The sequence below is a fragment of the Vibrio sp. YQ_11 genome (assembly GCF_043103065.1).
Classification (GTDB): Bacteria; Pseudomonadota; Gammaproteobacteria; order Enterobacterales; family Vibrionaceae; genus Vibrio; species Vibrio parahaemolyticus.
Genome location: NZ_JBICJM010000006.1, coordinates 70964 through 85243, shown reverse-complemented (window position 1 = coordinate 85243; position 14280 = coordinate 70964). Strand labels below are relative to the sequence as shown.

General features: G+C 45.3%; 16 protein-coding genes. 13 read left to right on the top strand and 3 right to left on the bottom strand.

The features are described 5' to 3' along the window. Positions 1-52 precede the first annotated feature (52 nt). The 11 genes from rbsB to vctC all read left to right on the top strand — a co-directional run bounded on the left by rbsB (position 53) and on the right by vctC (position 9743). Entirely contained in the window at positions 53-931 is an 879-nt protein-coding gene (gene rbsB / locus ACF8EG_RS02800) for a ribose ABC transporter substrate-binding protein RbsB (RefSeq protein WP_005463703.1), read from the top strand. A 228-nt stretch (positions 932-1159) separates the two neighbouring features. After that, complete coding sequence (rbsK, locus tag ACF8EG_RS02795; protein ID WP_069506099.1) at positions 1160-2077, top strand: ribokinase; 918 nt, start codon at positions 1160-1162, stop codon at positions 2075-2077. A 35-nt stretch (positions 2078-2112) separates the two neighbouring features. Continuing rightward, positions 2113-3123, top strand: coding sequence for a substrate-binding domain-containing protein (locus tag ACF8EG_RS02790; protein ID WP_069506096.1), 1011 nt, complete (start codon positions 2113-2115; stop codon positions 3121-3123). A 152-nt stretch (positions 3124-3275) separates the two neighbouring features. Continuing rightward, complete coding sequence (locus tag ACF8EG_RS02785) at positions 3276-3494, top strand: hypothetical protein (protein WP_025794438.1); 219 nt, start codon at positions 3276-3278, stop codon at positions 3492-3494. 160 nt (positions 3495-3654) lie between these two features. Next, a complete protein-coding gene (pnuC, locus tag ACF8EG_RS02780; protein ID WP_024702031.1) occupies positions 3655-4386 on the top strand; it encodes a nicotinamide riboside transporter PnuC in 732 nt (243 codons plus the stop codon). 11 nt (positions 4387-4397) lie between these two features. Beyond that, a complete protein-coding gene (locus ACF8EG_RS02775; protein ID WP_029851891.1) occupies positions 4398-5129 on the top strand; it encodes a nucleoside phosphorylase in 732 nt (243 codons plus the stop codon). A gap of 202 nt (positions 5130-5331) precedes the next feature. Then, positions 5332-6012 (top strand): Crp/Fnr family transcriptional regulator, encoded by a 681-nt coding sequence (locus ACF8EG_RS02770; protein WP_005489362.1) that lies wholly within the window; start codon positions 5332-5334, stop codon positions 6010-6012. Between the two features lie 163 nt (positions 6013-6175). Further along, positions 6176-7084 (top strand): siderophore ABC transporter substrate-binding protein, encoded by a 909-nt coding sequence (locus ACF8EG_RS02765; RefSeq protein ID WP_025591285.1) that lies wholly within the window; start codon positions 6176-6178, stop codon positions 7082-7084. A 22-nt stretch (positions 7085-7106) separates the two neighbouring features. Beyond that, entirely contained in the window at positions 7107-8042 is a 936-nt protein-coding gene (gene vctD / locus ACF8EG_RS02760) for an iron chelate uptake ABC transporter permease subunit VctD (protein WP_065769200.1), read from the top strand. Further along, entirely contained in the window at positions 8035-8985 is a 951-nt protein-coding gene (gene vctG, locus ACF8EG_RS02755) for an iron chelate uptake ABC transporter permease subunit VctG (RefSeq protein ID WP_005482136.1), read from the top strand. Before vctD ends, vctG begins: the two co-directional genes overlap by 8 nt. A gap of 2 nt (positions 8986-8987) precedes the next feature. After that, a complete protein-coding gene (gene vctC, locus ACF8EG_RS02750; RefSeq protein WP_015313103.1) occupies positions 8988-9743 on the top strand; it encodes an iron chelate ABC transporter ATP-binding protein VctC in 756 nt (251 codons plus the stop codon). A gap of 47 nt (positions 9744-9790) precedes the next feature. Here the strand turns inward: vctC and cueR are convergent, their stop codons facing one another. After that, complete coding sequence (gene cueR, locus ACF8EG_RS02745; protein WP_005486235.1) at positions 9791-10177, bottom strand: Cu(I)-responsive transcriptional regulator; 387 nt, start codon at positions 10175-10177, stop codon at positions 9791-9793. Between the two features lie 207 nt (positions 10178-10384). Further along, a complete protein-coding gene (locus ACF8EG_RS02740; protein ID WP_069506093.1) occupies positions 10385-11371 on the bottom strand; it encodes a helix-turn-helix domain-containing protein in 987 nt (328 codons plus the stop codon). Between the two features lie 116 nt (positions 11372-11487). Here ACF8EG_RS02740 and ACF8EG_RS02735 point away from each other — a divergent pair, with 116 nt between their 5' ends. Both ACF8EG_RS02735 and ACF8EG_RS02730 read left to right on the top strand, forming a co-directional pair. After that, positions 11488-13494 (top strand): TonB-dependent siderophore receptor, encoded by a 2007-nt coding sequence (locus tag ACF8EG_RS02735; RefSeq protein WP_069506090.1) that lies wholly within the window; start codon positions 11488-11490, stop codon positions 13492-13494. A gap of 59 nt (positions 13495-13553) precedes the next feature. After that, entirely contained in the window at positions 13554-13835 is a 282-nt protein-coding gene (locus tag ACF8EG_RS02730; RefSeq protein ID WP_069506074.1) for a DUF2218 domain-containing protein, read from the top strand. Positions 13836-13900: 65 nt separating this feature from the next. On the opposite strand, the gene ACF8EG_RS02725 is transcribed toward ACF8EG_RS02730, so the two are convergent. Next, positions 13901-14152 carry a YgjV family protein gene (locus ACF8EG_RS02725; RefSeq protein WP_005454365.1) on the bottom strand — a complete coding sequence of 84 codons (252 nt, stop codon included), beginning with the start codon at positions 14150-14152 and terminating at the stop codon, positions 13901-13903. Positions 14153-14280 lie beyond the last annotated feature (128 nt).

Sequence of the window (14280 nt, the reverse complement as noted above, 5' to 3'; positions counted from 1 at the left end):
AAACCGAGCCAGTAGGCGTGTGCTGGCTCACCCTACACAAAGGACTAGAACGATGAAAAAACTTGCAACTCTTATCTCTGCTGCACTTCTTTCTTCCACTGTATCAGTAGCGGCGCAAGCCCAAGATACGATGGCGATTGTGGTTTCGACGCTAAACAACCCGTTCTTCGTAACGATGAAAGATGGTGCGGAAGCTAAAGCGAAAGAACTGGGATACGATTTGATTGTACTGGACTCGCAAAATGACCCGAGCAAAGAACTGTCAAACATCGAAGACCTAACCATTCGCGGTGTAAAAGCGATTTTGATTAACCCAACGGATTCTGACGCAGTGTCTAACGCTATTCGTATGGCAAACCGTTCTAACATCCCTGTGTTAACGCTAGACCGTGGTGCAAGCCGTGGTGAAGTAGTGAGCCACATCGCATCTGACAACGTTGTAGGCGGCGAGATGGCTGGCCACTACATCATGGAAAAAGTCGGCGAGAAAGCAAAAGTGATTCAGCTGGAAGGTATTGCTGGTACGTCTGCGGCTCGTGAGCGTGGTGAAGGCTTCATGACCGCTGTGAAGGGTAGCGATATGGAGCTTCTGGCTAGCCAACCAGCTGACTTTGACCGCACGAAAGGTCTAAACGTAATGGAAAACCTACTGGCTGCTAACCCGGATGTTCAAGCGGTGTTTGCGCAGAATGATGAGATGGCTCTAGGTGCACTACGCGCGGTTCAAGCGTCTGGTAAAAACGTCATGATCGTTGGTTTTGACGGCACAGAAGACGGCATCGCAGCGGTTAACCGTGGCAAGCTAGCAGCGACCATCGCGCAGCAACCTGATCTTATCGGCGCGTTAGGCGTTGAAACGGCTGACAAAGTACTGAAAGGCGAGAAAGTGGATGAGTACATCCCAGTTCCTCTAAAAGTGGTAACAAAATAAGCCTGACGTGCGATAAAGCGTCCTAATTTCCTTGCTCTCTCCTCTGTTTATATCTGTCGTTTAGGGGGAGAGGGCAAGGTTTATCTAAGCAGCCATGCATCTTGAGGTTGCTTGGGTATAGATGCCTTTGACTTTTTATAGCGACTCAAACGAGAAGTTAAAGTCATCTAAGTATTTTCCAAAAACAGTTTTTCAAAAAAGGGTTCATTCAGAACCGAGGATAACCGTATGAATAAGTTAGTGGTGTTAGGTAGTGTAAACGCTGACCATGTTCTTCAAGTGCCTTCTTTCCCTCGCCCTGGCGAGACGCTGCATGGTCGCAACTATCAAGTTATCCCAGGTGGCAAAGGTGCCAACCAAGCCGTCGCGGCGGCGCGATTAAATGCAGACATTGGTTTTATTGCTTGTGTAGGCGATGACTCTTTCGGCATCAACATTCGTGAAAACTTCAAAATGGACGGCATCGATATCACTGGTGTTAAGATGCAACCAAACTGCCCGACAGGCATCGCGATGATTCAAGTGTCGGACAGTGGTGAAAACAGCATTTGTATATCAGCAGAAGCGAACGCCAAACTGACAGCAGAAGCGATTGAGCCAGATTTAGAGCGTATTCGCCAAGCTGATTACTTGCTAATGCAATTGGAAACGCCGATGTGCGGCATTGAGAAAGCCGCGCGTGTGGCAAAAGATGCAAAAACCAACGTAATTTTAAACCCAGCTCCAGCTCGTGAATTGTCAGATGAACTACTTGCTTGTATTGACGTGATCACGCCAAATGAAACGGAAGCTGAAGTGCTGACAGGTATTACTGTAACAGACAACGAAAGCGCGCAAGAAGCGGCGAATGTGCTACATGGTAAAGGTATTGAAATTGTCATGATCACTCTCGGTGCAAAAGGCGTTTGGTTGAGCCAAAATGGTCGAGGTGAAATTATCCCCGGTTTCCGTGTCGAAGCGACCGATACCACTGCGGCAGGTGATACGTTTAATGGGGCATTCGTCACTGGTCTCTTAGAAGATTTACCTTTAGAATCAGCGATTAAGTTTGCACATGCGGCGGCTGCAATTTCTGTGACCCGCTTTGGCGCGCAAACGTCGATTCCAACCCGCGAAGAGGTGGACGCGTTTCTCGCTGAACAATAAGGCGCACAACGCCTCATAAAAATAGGAGTAATAACATGGCGACGATGAAAGACATCGCAAAACTGGCAAGGGTTTCCACTTCAACAGTGAGCCATGTTATTAACAAGACGCGTTTTGTGAGCGAAGAAATCTCTGAACGTGTTAACAATGCAGCAAAAGAACTCAACTACTACGCGCCATCTGCTTTGGCGCGTAGCCTTAAAGTCAATCGTACCAAAACCATTGGTATGCTAGTGACAACCTCTACCAACCCATTCTTTGGCGAAGTCGTAAAAGGCGTGGAACGCAGCTGTTACCACAAAGGTTATAGTCTCATTCTATGTAACACCGAAGGCGACAACGAACGCATGCGCCAGTCCATTAATACGCTTTTGCAAAAGCGTGTCGATGGTTTGATCTTGATGTGCTCGTCGTTAGAAGGGGAGCGTATCGATGTATTTGAGCGTTATCCAGATATCCCTGTCGTGGTGATGGACTGGGGGCCGATGCTGTTTACAAGCGATAAAATTCAAGATAACTCACTTCGTGGCGGTTACTTAGCGGCGAAATACCTGATTGATTGCGGCCACACTGAAATCGGATGTATCACCGGCCCTTTGATTAAACACCAAGCGCAAATGCGATACGAAGGTTACAAGCGAGCGATGAACGAAGCAGGCTTGGAATTTAATGCCAATTGGATCATTGAGTCGGACTTCGAATGTGAGGGTGGGTATCAAGCGTTCAAGAAAATGGCTGAACGAGGTACGTTACCCAGCTCGATTTTTGTCTCTAACGATATGATGGCGATGGGTGTGATTAACGCCGCAAATGAGCTCGGTATTAAAGTGCCAGATGATCTTTCCATTATTGGCTACGATGACATTCATATCGCGAAATTTATGTCGCCTTCCTTAACGACCATCCACCAACCAAAATATCGACTCGGCCAAGCCGCCGTCGAAACTCTTGTCCGAAGACTGGACGACAAATCTAACGAAGCTCAAGTCGTTCAACTGGAACCAACATTGGTTGTACGCAACAGTGTGAAATTGCTAAATTGTTGAACTCATTGTGCAAACGGATATCACATAACCACAAATTACGTGTGATATTGAGCTAGAAAATTAAAAAAGACATTTCTCTTGAAACGATAAAAGCTTATTATCATCGTTGCTTATAAATAAAAATGTTAATTGTTGTCTAGCGGATTAGTTAAATGTTATCCAAAGGTTATGCGAAGTTCTCGGTCAAACATCCTTGGTTTCACCGAGCGAATGTTCTCGCAGTAGTGATCACTTTTCTCGTGAGCTGTTACCAGCTATTAGTGAATGAAGCTTTTGAATACGTGATTGGCTTTGTTGTTACGCTATTGGCATCGGTGCTATTTGCGTCAGCTTCCGCTTTCAAAAAGCGCTACCTAGGACACGAGTCCTAGTTCATTTAGAATGAATGGTTGATATAAATAGGCGCTTTCAAGTAAGTAATGATCTGATTTATGATCGAGTGCATCAAGAGGAGGACAAATGTCCTCCTTTTTGTTTGTTGCTGCACCCTAATATGGGTGTATTCCAAACAAAATAATAAAGGACATCACCATGGACCTATTCGCCTTACTCGATATCAACAATACCCTCGTTACCATTCCGATTGGAGACGGCTACGCAATGAGCTGGATCGAAGCATTCGGAACCGTCTTTGGTCTGCTTTGCATTTGGTTTGCGAGCCAAGAGAAGACCATCAACTACGTATTCGGCTTACTGAATGTCACGCTTTTTGCTGTTATCTTTTTCCAAATTCAGTTGTACGGATTGCTACTTCTTCAACTGTTTTTCTTCTGCGCCAATATTTACGGTTGGTACGCATGGACTCGACCAAATGCACAAGGTGAAACGTTGGAAGTTCGTTGGCTTAGCAAGCAAAAGCTGATGGCGACTGCGGTTGTTTGTGTGGTCTCGATTGCATTGTTGACCATCTACATTGACCCATTCTTCTTCGCGCTAGCAAACATTGCTGTTGATAGCCTAAACATTTTCGGTGCAGGCCTGTCTGAGCCAGTTCTTGAGCCTGATGCGTTCCCGTTCTGGGATGCAACCATGACGGTACTTTCTGTTGTTGCACAAATTCTGATGACACGTAAATACGTCGAAAACTGGATTCTATGGGTTGTGATCAACATCATCAGTGTGGGTATCTACGCGACGCAAGGTGTTTATGCTATGTCTGTTCAGTACGCGATTCTTATGTTCATTGCTGCCAATGGTACGCGTGAGTGGGCTCGTAGTGCCAAGCGCAATGGCGATAAAACCTTAGCTCAAGCAGCAGCGTAAGGAACAAGCAAATGGCTAAACAACCTCATATCGGTGTTGATGAAACACAAGTCGCTCCTCTTGTTATTGTATGTGGCGAGCCAGATCGAGCGAATCGTATCGCGGCATTATTTGATGATGCAGAAATGGTGTCGGAAAACCGTGAGTACCGCGTGTTTACCGGCAACTACAAAGGTCAGGCTGTTTCTGTATGCAGCACAGGCATCGGCGCACCATCGATGATCATTGCGGTAGAAGAGCTCAAACAGTGCGGCGTAACTCATGTGGTACGTGTTGGATCTGCGGGTGCTATGCAATCGGGGGTTCAGCTTGGAGAATTGATTGTTGCTGAAGGTGCAGTAAGAGACGAAGGTGGTTCCAAATCGTACGTCGATTCGGCTTATCCGGCGTACGCAAGCTTTACTCTACTGAAAGAAGTCGAGCGTTATTTGTCGACGCAAACGACGCCATATCATTTCGGCGTAGTACGTTCTCACGATAGTTTCTATACCGATGACGAAGAGGCCATTTGTCAGTACTGGAATAAGAAAGGCATCTTAGGTGCAGACATGGAAACCTCGGCGCTGTTTACGGTCGGTCGATTACGAGGCCTTCATGTGGCTTCGATTTTAAACAATGTCGTACTCTACCAACAAGATGTGAAGGAAGGAGTAGGTCAGTACGTAGATGAAGCTAAAGTGATGATGGAAGGTGAAAAGCTTGCATCTTTCACGGCTTTAGAAGCGTTGATTGCCCAAGCATAGCGTCATCTCTTTCTAAGATTAATATCAAAAGCGGCACATGGTTGTCGCTTTTTTTATTTGGTTTCATCGTCTTAATGGAAGGGGTACAATCCATCTGAGATTGTTATCAATAGTAATTGTCTGGATGAATAAGCAAACTGGCTTAGTCTTTGAGTTGCTCATTTGTCCGGATTCGCATCCTTCCTAGCGCAGAGAAAAACGCATGAAAATCAGCCCTTATCCGACTGGTCGCTTCAAAAACTATCTAGAACAGAAAAGTGCCGCGTTTCGTGATCTCATCTATCAGTGCCAAGTAAATACTCGTTATTTTGATGCTGGCGAAGCCATTTTGCGCCAAGGCGAGCAACTTCAGTACCTGTATATCGTGCCTGTTGGACGTGTTTCTATGAGCATTTTGGCCGCCAATGGGCGACGTTTCCAACTAGGGGAGGCGAACTGCGATTACCACATTTATGGCGAAATGGAGTACTTTACTCAAACCCCTTGCCAGTGGAATGTGGTGGCTGATGAGCACATGCAAGTCGATGTCATTTGCATTCAAAAACTGACCGAAGCACTACAGCAGCACCCTGAGATGATGGTGTTTTTTGCCTCTGCACTGGCAGAAGACTATCAGGACTCAATGGATATCTATACTAACCGTTTGCTGCATCCCATCACTTACAACATTGCCTATGATCTTCTCGTCCGTAATCAGACGGATACGCTGCTTGGTGGCTTTGACAAAGTGAACCAAGAGGCGGAACGATTTGGTACGTCAGGCCGTGTTTATCGACGTGCGGTCAAAGATCTTATCGATAAAGGACTCATTGCAAAAACCGACAATGGCTTAGTGATCCTTGATGAAATGGCGTTAAAAGCGTTCATTGATTCGCACGAATAATTCAATTCGGGATTGCAATGATTGCCATTCATAAGTGCTTGAAATGGTTTAATCTAAAATCACTGTAATGAATGTAAAGTCGTATAAATCTTGTTGAATGCTTTTGAGAGTAACGCTATATTGCGAACGCGCATGATAATAGATCTCATTAAGGCTCAACAAAATGAAAAAACTCGTCAGTGCGGCTGTTTTCTCGCTGCTAACCATTTCTCCATCTTTTGCTGCTAACGTTGTTATTGACCATTACATGGGAAAAACCGAGCTAGAACAATCACCTAAGCGGGTGGTTGTAATTGGTTTTGGTCCTTTAGATGCTTTGGATAACTTCGGGATTGACCCTGTAGCTGTGTCAAACGCATCTCATCTTCCGAGCTATCTTTCTAAGTACAGCAAAGAGAATTACACATCAGCAGGCAGTTTGTTTGAGCCTGACTTCGAAGCTGTTTATATGCAAAAACCAGATCTGATCTTGGTTGGCCCGCGTGGCTCTGCGAAATATGAAGAGCTAAGTGAAATTGCCCCAACGGTTGTGTTTGCAGCTAAAGAAGGCGAAGGCTACTGGGAAGGCACGCAGGCTCAATGGCGTAACATTGGAAAAATCTTCAACATTGAAGACAAAGTCGAGCAAAAGATTGAAACATTGGATGCTCAATTTAAAGCGATTCGCGACTACAACCAAACGAACAATAACGATGCACTAACGATTTTGAGCATCGGTGACAACATCAGTGCCTTTGGTGCGAAGTCCCGCTTCGGTGCGATTTACAATGACTTTGGTTTCATTGAAACGGTAAAAAACATCAAGACTGGTACACACGGTGACGTGATTTCTTACGAGTTTATCCGCGAAGCTGATCCGAAAAACATTTTGGTTATCGACCGTAACTCGCTGCATGCGAAGCCAAGCCAAGACCTTCGTAAATCGATGGACAATGATTTGGTGAAAGCGACGACGGCATACAAGAACCAAAAAATTACGTTCTTGGATGTTGATGCGTGGTACTTGGCTATGTCAGGCGTGACTGCGACAGAAAAAATGGTCAACGAGATCAAAAACACCGTCGATCTTTAAGCCCGGCTAGCAGAGGTTAACTTTGAAAAAGTTATTGCTAACCCTTGTGGTTTTAAGCACGGTTTCGTTGTTTGTTGGGGTGGCTGATATGACGCCCCAACAATTGTTTTCAGGCGATGCAAAAGCGTTAGAGCTTTTCTTTACTAGCCGTATTCCTCGTTTGTTCGCGATTTTGCTTGCTGGGGCAGGGCTTAGTATCGCTGGCCTTGTGATGCAGCAGATCAGCCAAAACCGTTTTGCTGCGCCTTCGACCACGGGGACAATCGAGTGTGCCATGTTGGGCTACGTAATGAGCGTGGTGTTCTTTGGCGATGGAGATCATCTTTGGTTGGTGTTTGGTATCTCTGTGCTCGGAACGCTCACGTTTGTACATTTCATCCAACGTATCCAATTCAAAAGTGTGGTGTTTGTACCGCTTGTCGGGATCATTTTCGGTAACGTTATTGAATCGATGACCACGTTCATCGCTTACAAGTACGATGCGCTCCAAAGCTTGAGTGCTTGGTCGGTCGCTAACTTCGCCAACATTTTGCGGGGGGATTTTGAACTGCTTTACATTGCGGTTCCGATGGTGGTTCTCAGTTACTTGTTTGCCGCAAGAATCTCTGCGGTCGGTATTGGTAAAGACTTTGCCGTGAACTTGGGTTTGAACTATCAGCAAGTGGTTACTATTGGCATGCTGTTAGTGTCTATCATGTCCGCAAGTGTGGTGATGATAGTTGGTCAGCTGCCGTTTCTTGGCCTTATTGTGCCGAACCTTGTCAGTCATTTTTACGGTGATAACCTGAAGAAGAACATTCCTTTAACCGCCATGTATGGTGCCATATTGGTTCTCGGCTGTGATTTGGTGAGTCGTTTGATCATCTTCCCTCATGAAATGCCAATTTCCATTGTGATCAGCATTTTAGGTGGCGTGGTATTCATTGCGATGTTGCTAAGAGGTAAGCAGCATGCGTGATTCAACCAAAATCGTTTTGCTTGGTGTTATCGCTCTGGTGTTTGCCTTTTTGTTTATCGGCATTGGCTTGAACGCAGACAACTACCAGTACTTTCTTTCGCGACGCGTACCCAAAGTGTTGGCGATTGTATTAGCTGGCGTGGCGATTGCTCAGTCATCTATGGTGTTTCAAACCATTACGCATAACCGAATATTGACGCCAAGCATTATGGGCTTTGATGCTTTGTACGTGCTCACGCAAGTGTTGATCGTATTGTTGTTTGGTGGATTGAGCACATTAGTGTTGAATATCTACGTCAACTTCACCATTGCGGCATGCATCATGGTGGCGTTTTCTCTGCTTTTGTTTGGCTTCTATTTCTCCAAAGGCAGCCGAAATTTGATCACCTTATTGCTGGTCGGTTTGATATTTGGTCAGCTATTTTCCAATGTTGCGTCTTTTTTCTCGCTATTGATGGATCCCAATACGTTCGCTTTCGTGCAGTCCAAACTGTATGCAAGCTTTAACAACGTAAAGGTTAATCTCGTGTACTTCAGTGCGCCGATGTTGATATTGGCTTGCTGGTTATTGTTTCGTATGCATCGCACATTGGATGTGTTCTGGTTAGATCAAGACAACGCGAAAAGCTTGGGTGTTGATGTGCCGAAAGTGACGCGCAACGTCTTCATCCTTTCTGCGGTTTTGATTGCAATTTCTACCGCTTTGGTTGGCCCAATTATGTTCTTTGGTTTGCTTGTGACCAACTTGAGCCGCGAGATGTTTCATTCCTATCAACATAAAACATTGTTGATAGGCTGTTCGCTGTTGGCCATTAGCTCCTTGCTTTCAGGGCAGTGGATCATTGAAAACGTATTTAATTTTGAGACAACGCTAAGCGTGGTCATTAACTTCCTTGGCGGCATTTATTTCTTGTATCTGCTGTTGAAAAACAAAGTCGTATAAACATGATAGTCATAGAGAAACTAACCAAAGCATTTGGTTCGAGTAAAGTCGTTGATAGCGCGGATACTCAGTTCGAAAAAGGCAAAGTCACGTCGATCATTGGCCCAAATGGAGCAGGCAAGAGTACCTTACTTTCCATGGCTTCTCGCCTAACAGAGCGAGACGGTGGTAGCGTCATCATCGACTGTAAAGAGATCGCTGAGTGGGATACCAAAGAGCTGGCGAAAAAGCTTGCTGTGTTGCGCCAAGCGAACTCAATCACGATGCGATTTACCGTGAAAGAACTGGTCTCTTTTGGTCGCTTCCCTTATTCAAAAGGCAATCTTACCAAAGACGATCATGCGGTCATTGCACAAGCCATTGATTACTTAGACCTGCAAGACATTCAAGATAAATACTTGGATGAGTTGAGTGGTGGTCAGCGCCAGTTGGCGTTTATCGCCATGGTGATTGCTCAGGATACGGACTATGTTTTCTTAGATGAACCGCTGAACAACTTGGATATCAAGCACTCATTGCAGATCATGAAGGTGATTCAAAGGCTTGCTCATGACATGAACAAAGCAATGGTGGTTGTGATTCACGATATCAACTTCGCGGCGTGCTATTCCGATGTCATTCTGGCGCTTAAACAAGGCAAAGTGGTGGCAAGTGGCGCGGTTGAAGAGGTGATTCAGGCAACAACATTGGAAGACATCTACGAAACGCCATTTAACATCATTGAGTTAAATGGCAAGCGCATGTGCACTTACCATTAATCTGAACCAACTTGTTGCCTTTAACGAACTGCAATAGACAGGCGAGCTTACTTAGTGAGCTCGTCTATGATTGGACAGCGACTTTTTGCATCGCCGGGACAAGCCGATACCCAACCTTCCAACTGCTTTTTGATTTCCATCAGGTGAGCAATTTTCTCTTCTACTTCGCGCAGTTTATCCATCGTTCTTTCTTTCACTTCGCTGCTTTTACGGTTTGGATTATGCGCAAGCTGGACGAATTCTTTACATTCTTGAAGTGAAAATCCTGCGTTTTTTGCTCGTGAAACTAAGTTAAGTTCTTGAATATGATTATCTGAATACTCGCGATAGCCAGAATCACTGCGTGCTGGTGGAGAGATGATCCCTTTGTCTTCATACAAACGAATCGACTTTGATGACAGTCCAGTTAGCTTCGCGACAGCGCCAATATTCATGTTTAACCTCCACATTCGAGATAACGCCGATGCCGTTAATTGTCTCGCGTATCAGTGCGTTAAACATATTGGTTTCTACGCAGCGTTTGATTTGCAACCTAATGGCATTGGCTTGATGTTTAACGCGAGTATATACCCATGTCGTTGACGATATATACCCCAAAAGTGCGTAAGTAGGTTGGATAGACGCATTGTTGAGCGTTCCCGTCACTCTTTTACGATCTCATGGGGAGGCACTCCGAACACTTTTTTAAACGCATTAGTGAAATTAGAAGGATGGTGATAGCCCGCTTCGTACGCGGCTTCAGTGATCGACACTAAACCACGCTCCAAATGTACTCTTGCGATCTCAAGACGACGATAACGGATATAACCATTCACCGTCATATTGAGTGACTGTTTAAAGCGGCGTTGTAGGTTTGACACACTCATCGAGAATACCTCTGCAATGTGTTCGAGGCTCAACTCTTGTTCAAGGTGCGTTTCGATATAGCTGACAATGTTTTCCACGCGTGAATCACTATGACGTTCGGTGATTTTATCTCGGTAACTGTTGGTGTTTTGAGGGCAAAAATCCTGTGGCATTTGTTGTGTTGCGTGAAACAGAATTTGATAAATCAAACTTTCGATTTCGAGCTTGTCTTGGAAACGATGCGGTGTATCCCAGTTGGTGAGTTCGGTGGCAAGAATAGTTAACGCCTGATTAAGCTCTAGGTGGTAAAAGGCTTGGTGCGTTTCAAAGAAGGCAGTACTGCAACACGATTCTTCCGAGCGGGACTCTAACCATTGCGGCTTTACAAGAATATTAATCTTGTTGATCTGATTGTTTTCAATAAGCGAACGACGAAAGTTCGCAGGATGAATGAGATTCACCACCACGCCTTGAGGTGTATCACTGGCATCGAGATCGAACTGTAAATCGTCGTAACCGAAAGAGAGCTTTCCTTCTAGAAGAATGGTGATCAACAACGAAGCGTGCGCGGTGGAGACGATATTGGAGTCGACCAATTCAATGCAGCGCCCGCCATGCACAAAAATCTGGTCATTGTACTGATAAGACAAAAACTTCCCTTCGGCCAGTTGGGTCTGGCATGGTTGCCCTTGCGTCACAATTAACTGTTTTTCCGTGGCTTCCAGTTTTTGGGTCATGGCTATTTTGCCAAGTTTAGTTCGTTTGGCGGTGACTTCCTGCATTTGACGTTTCCTCATAACACTTGTGCGATTTCGCATAACTGAATCGCCTTTGTATTTATAAAACACCTGCTTATTATACCTGAGAATTATTATCATTAATATTTAGGAATGTACTTATGGAAAGCCCAGCTTGCTCATCAATCAAGCTTTCAAGCCTTTGCCTTGCAGTGGGAATGGCATTGGCAAATCCCGTTTTAGCTCAAGAACCTGACTCTCATTTCGAAGAAGTCGTGGTATGGGGAACGAAAGTTTCCAGCAATACCGAATCGATGTTCGCGGACGATATGTCATTAAAGCAGGCCGATCATATGTCGGATCTACTGCGTGATATTCCGGGCGTTGATGTGGGTGGTACTCACTCAGTCAACCAACGCATCACGATTCGCGGCTTGGGTGAGACTGACTTGGATATCCGTCTGGATGGCGCGTCACAACACGCGAGTATGTTCCACCACATCGGTAACTTGACGCTGAACCCCGATATTCTAAAGTCGGCAGATATCCAAGTGGGTAACAACTCAGTGACGCAAAATGGGTTGGGTGGTTCGGTGTATTTTGAAACCAAAGACGCACGTGATTTGCTTCGTTACGATGAAACTTTTGGCGCGCGTGTATACGGTGGTTTTGCATCTAACGACAATCAACAAGGCTCATTAACGTTATACGGTTTGCTGTCAGAAAACATAGATGCAATGGTTTATGGCCACTATGTTACGCGTGACGATTTCAAAGATGGAAACGGCGACAAGACGTTCGGCTCGGCAGGGGACGTTTACAACATTCTTGCGAAGCTTGGTTACGAGTTTAATGACATTCACCGCTTCGAACTTTCCTACGATATGTACCGTGACAGCGGCGATTACAGTCCTCGCCCTGATATGGCAGGTAGTGCAAACAATGGCTTGTCGAGCAAGTTGCTGATCCCAACGGATTACGATCGCGATACCGTCACGCTCAGTTACGAGCTAAGAGGGGAGCAGCACCAAGGTAACGTGACGCTTTACAACACCGAAACCGAAATCAAACGTGATGAAACGGTTATGGCACCGCGTTGGCCTTCGAACCGCTTGTCAAAGAACACGGCTAAGAACCAAAACCTCGGCTTAAATGCGAAATTCCAATCGGATTTTGCTCTCGCTCAGTTTGATAACCGAGTGACTTATGGCTTTGACTACATGGATAAGACGTCATCTAGTTACTACGGCAGTAGCAAGTTTATGGATGAATCGGCTGTTTCAACGGCGCTGTTTGTTGAAGATCAGTTCTTCTTTTCGGATGCCTTCTTTATTACTGCGGGTCTGCGTTTTGATGATTACAAACGTAAAGCGGAAACAGGCACAAGCAATTTTGATGACGTGACTTGGGCATTGGCTGCCGAGTGGGCGGTGACACAAGACTGGACGCTGTTTGCGAGCTCGCGTTCACTGTTTAAGGGCCCTGAGTTGATGGAAACGTTCATCGCGTATCAAGACGTTGCGTACCTTGATGAAGGCATGAAGGCGGAAACGGGCCAAAACACCCAAGGAGGTCTGCGTTTCAACAAGACGTTGGATAAACACTTCTTCGGTGCCAATGTGACGGTTTTCCAAACAAATATTGATGATTACATTGCTGATAAATACCAAGATGCGACTCAAACCTACCTGATTTACAACATCGGTGACGTTGAGATCAAAGGCTTTGAAGCCAGTGCGTCCTACGGGTATGACAAATTCAACAGTAAGCTTTCTTACTCGCGGTCTGATACCAAAAACAAGAACACTGGCGGCCCAGTCGCAGGTGGAAATGGTCGCAGTATCGACATGGGTGACAGCATTGCGTTAACGCTGGATTACCAATCTAATTCGCTAGAAACCATCTTTGGTTGGACATCCATGTTTGTACTTGAAGAAGACAATGTGTTTGATGGTCAGCCTGCTAAAGATAGCTACGATGTGCATAATCTGTACGCTCAGTGGGTGCCGTCGAACGTTGATGGCTTATCGGTAACGTTCGGTATCGATAATGTCTTCGATGAGGTTTACACATCACATGCGTCACGTTCGGGCACGGTACGCGGCTTCACGCTAGATGATTACGAACCAGGTCGTAACTTCAAGCTTTCAGCGGCTTACCAATTCTAAAACCTACTCATAAGGCTCTCGAAAGAGGGCCTTTTTACACGAATAAGCAAAGTGACAATATGATCAAAGAAACTACCCAGATTGAAAGTGAACACGCGAGCAAATACTTAGTGACGCTATGCCGACATTTCGCACGTAAAGTGTCTGCAACGTGGGATGAACAAAGTGGCTTGGTAACATTCCCTGCTGGAAAGGCAGAATTCAGTTTGAATGGGCTGTGCCTCATTATTGCGTGTGAAGCGGATTCTGAAAAGCAGTTGGAGCAAGTGAAGGGCATTATCGAATCGCATGTCGAAATGTTTTCACGTAGAGAGACGCTCGAGCTTGATTGGATTCGATAAAAACGAATTTTAGACAATAAAAAAGCCCGCAGTGTATGACTTGCGGGCCTTTCAAAATACGAGTTTTATTGGGCTTTTTCAGGCTCTAGGCTTTTTTTTTCCTGCTGCATTTTAGCTAGGAAGTACACGTTAACACATGCAATAAAGCCGTTTGTTAGTACTACTGGCCACGAATCAATCATCAGTCCGTAAGCAGTGAACAGTGCACAGCCGATAAAGTTAAGGATACGAAGCTTAACAATATCTTTCATAGTTAGCGAAATTGCGACCATGATTGAAGCTGCGTAGCCTAAAATCTCAACCATATTCATTTCCATTATTTGACCCTCTTTAAATCTGCCGAATTTGTCGGTACCAATTCTTCTCATCTTGAGATTAGCGAGGAAGCTCCATGCCTCGAATGGTCTTTATTTTTGTATTGGCCGTACTATATCAATGGAAAAAC

Bases quoted from the DNA above. Each gene is read 5' to 3' on its own strand.
- vctG (WP_005482136.1), top strand. From the start codon at position 8,035: ATGCGTGATTCAACCAAAATCGTTTTGCTTGGTGTTATCGCTCTGGTG.
- ACF8EG_RS02740 (WP_069506093.1), bottom strand. From the start codon at position 11,371: ATGCAGGAAGTCACCGCCAAACGAACTAAACTTGGCAAAATAGCCATG.
- vctC (WP_015313103.1), top strand. From the start codon at position 8,988: ATGATAGTCATAGAGAAACTAACCAAAGCATTTGGTTCGAGTAAAGTC.
- ACF8EG_RS02730 (WP_069506074.1), top strand. From the start codon at position 13,554: ATGATCAAAGAAACTACCCAGATTGAAAGTGAACACGCGAGCAAATAC.
- ACF8EG_RS02775 (WP_029851891.1), top strand. From the start codon at position 4,398: ATGGCTAAACAACCTCATATCGGTGTTGATGAAACACAAGTCGCTCCT.
- ACF8EG_RS02770 (WP_005489362.1), top strand. From the start codon at position 5,332: ATGAAAATCAGCCCTTATCCGACTGGTCGCTTCAAAAACTATCTAGAA.
- ACF8EG_RS02765 (WP_025591285.1), top strand. From the start codon at position 6,176: ATGAAAAAACTCGTCAGTGCGGCTGTTTTCTCGCTGCTAACCATTTCT.
- ACF8EG_RS02725 (WP_005454365.1), bottom strand. From the start codon at position 14,152: ATGGAAATGAATATGGTTGAGATTTTAGGCTACGCAGCTTCAATCATG.
- ACF8EG_RS02790 (WP_069506096.1), top strand. From the start codon at position 2,113: ATGGCGACGATGAAAGACATCGCAAAACTGGCAAGGGTTTCCACTTCA.
- cueR (WP_005486235.1), bottom strand. From the start codon at position 10,177: ATGAATATTGGCGCTGTCGCGAAGCTAACTGGACTGTCATCAAAGTCG.
- rbsB (WP_005463703.1), top strand. From the start codon at position 53: ATGAAAAAACTTGCAACTCTTATCTCTGCTGCACTTCTTTCTTCCACT.
- pnuC (WP_024702031.1), top strand. From the start codon at position 3,655: ATGGACCTATTCGCCTTACTCGATATCAACAATACCCTCGTTACCATT.
- ACF8EG_RS02785 (WP_025794438.1), top strand. From the start codon at position 3,276: ATGTTATCCAAAGGTTATGCGAAGTTCTCGGTCAAACATCCTTGGTTT.
- ACF8EG_RS02735 (WP_069506090.1), top strand. From the start codon at position 11,488: ATGGAAAGCCCAGCTTGCTCATCAATCAAGCTTTCAAGCCTTTGCCTT.
- rbsK (WP_069506099.1), top strand. From the start codon at position 1,160: ATGAATAAGTTAGTGGTGTTAGGTAGTGTAAACGCTGACCATGTTCTT.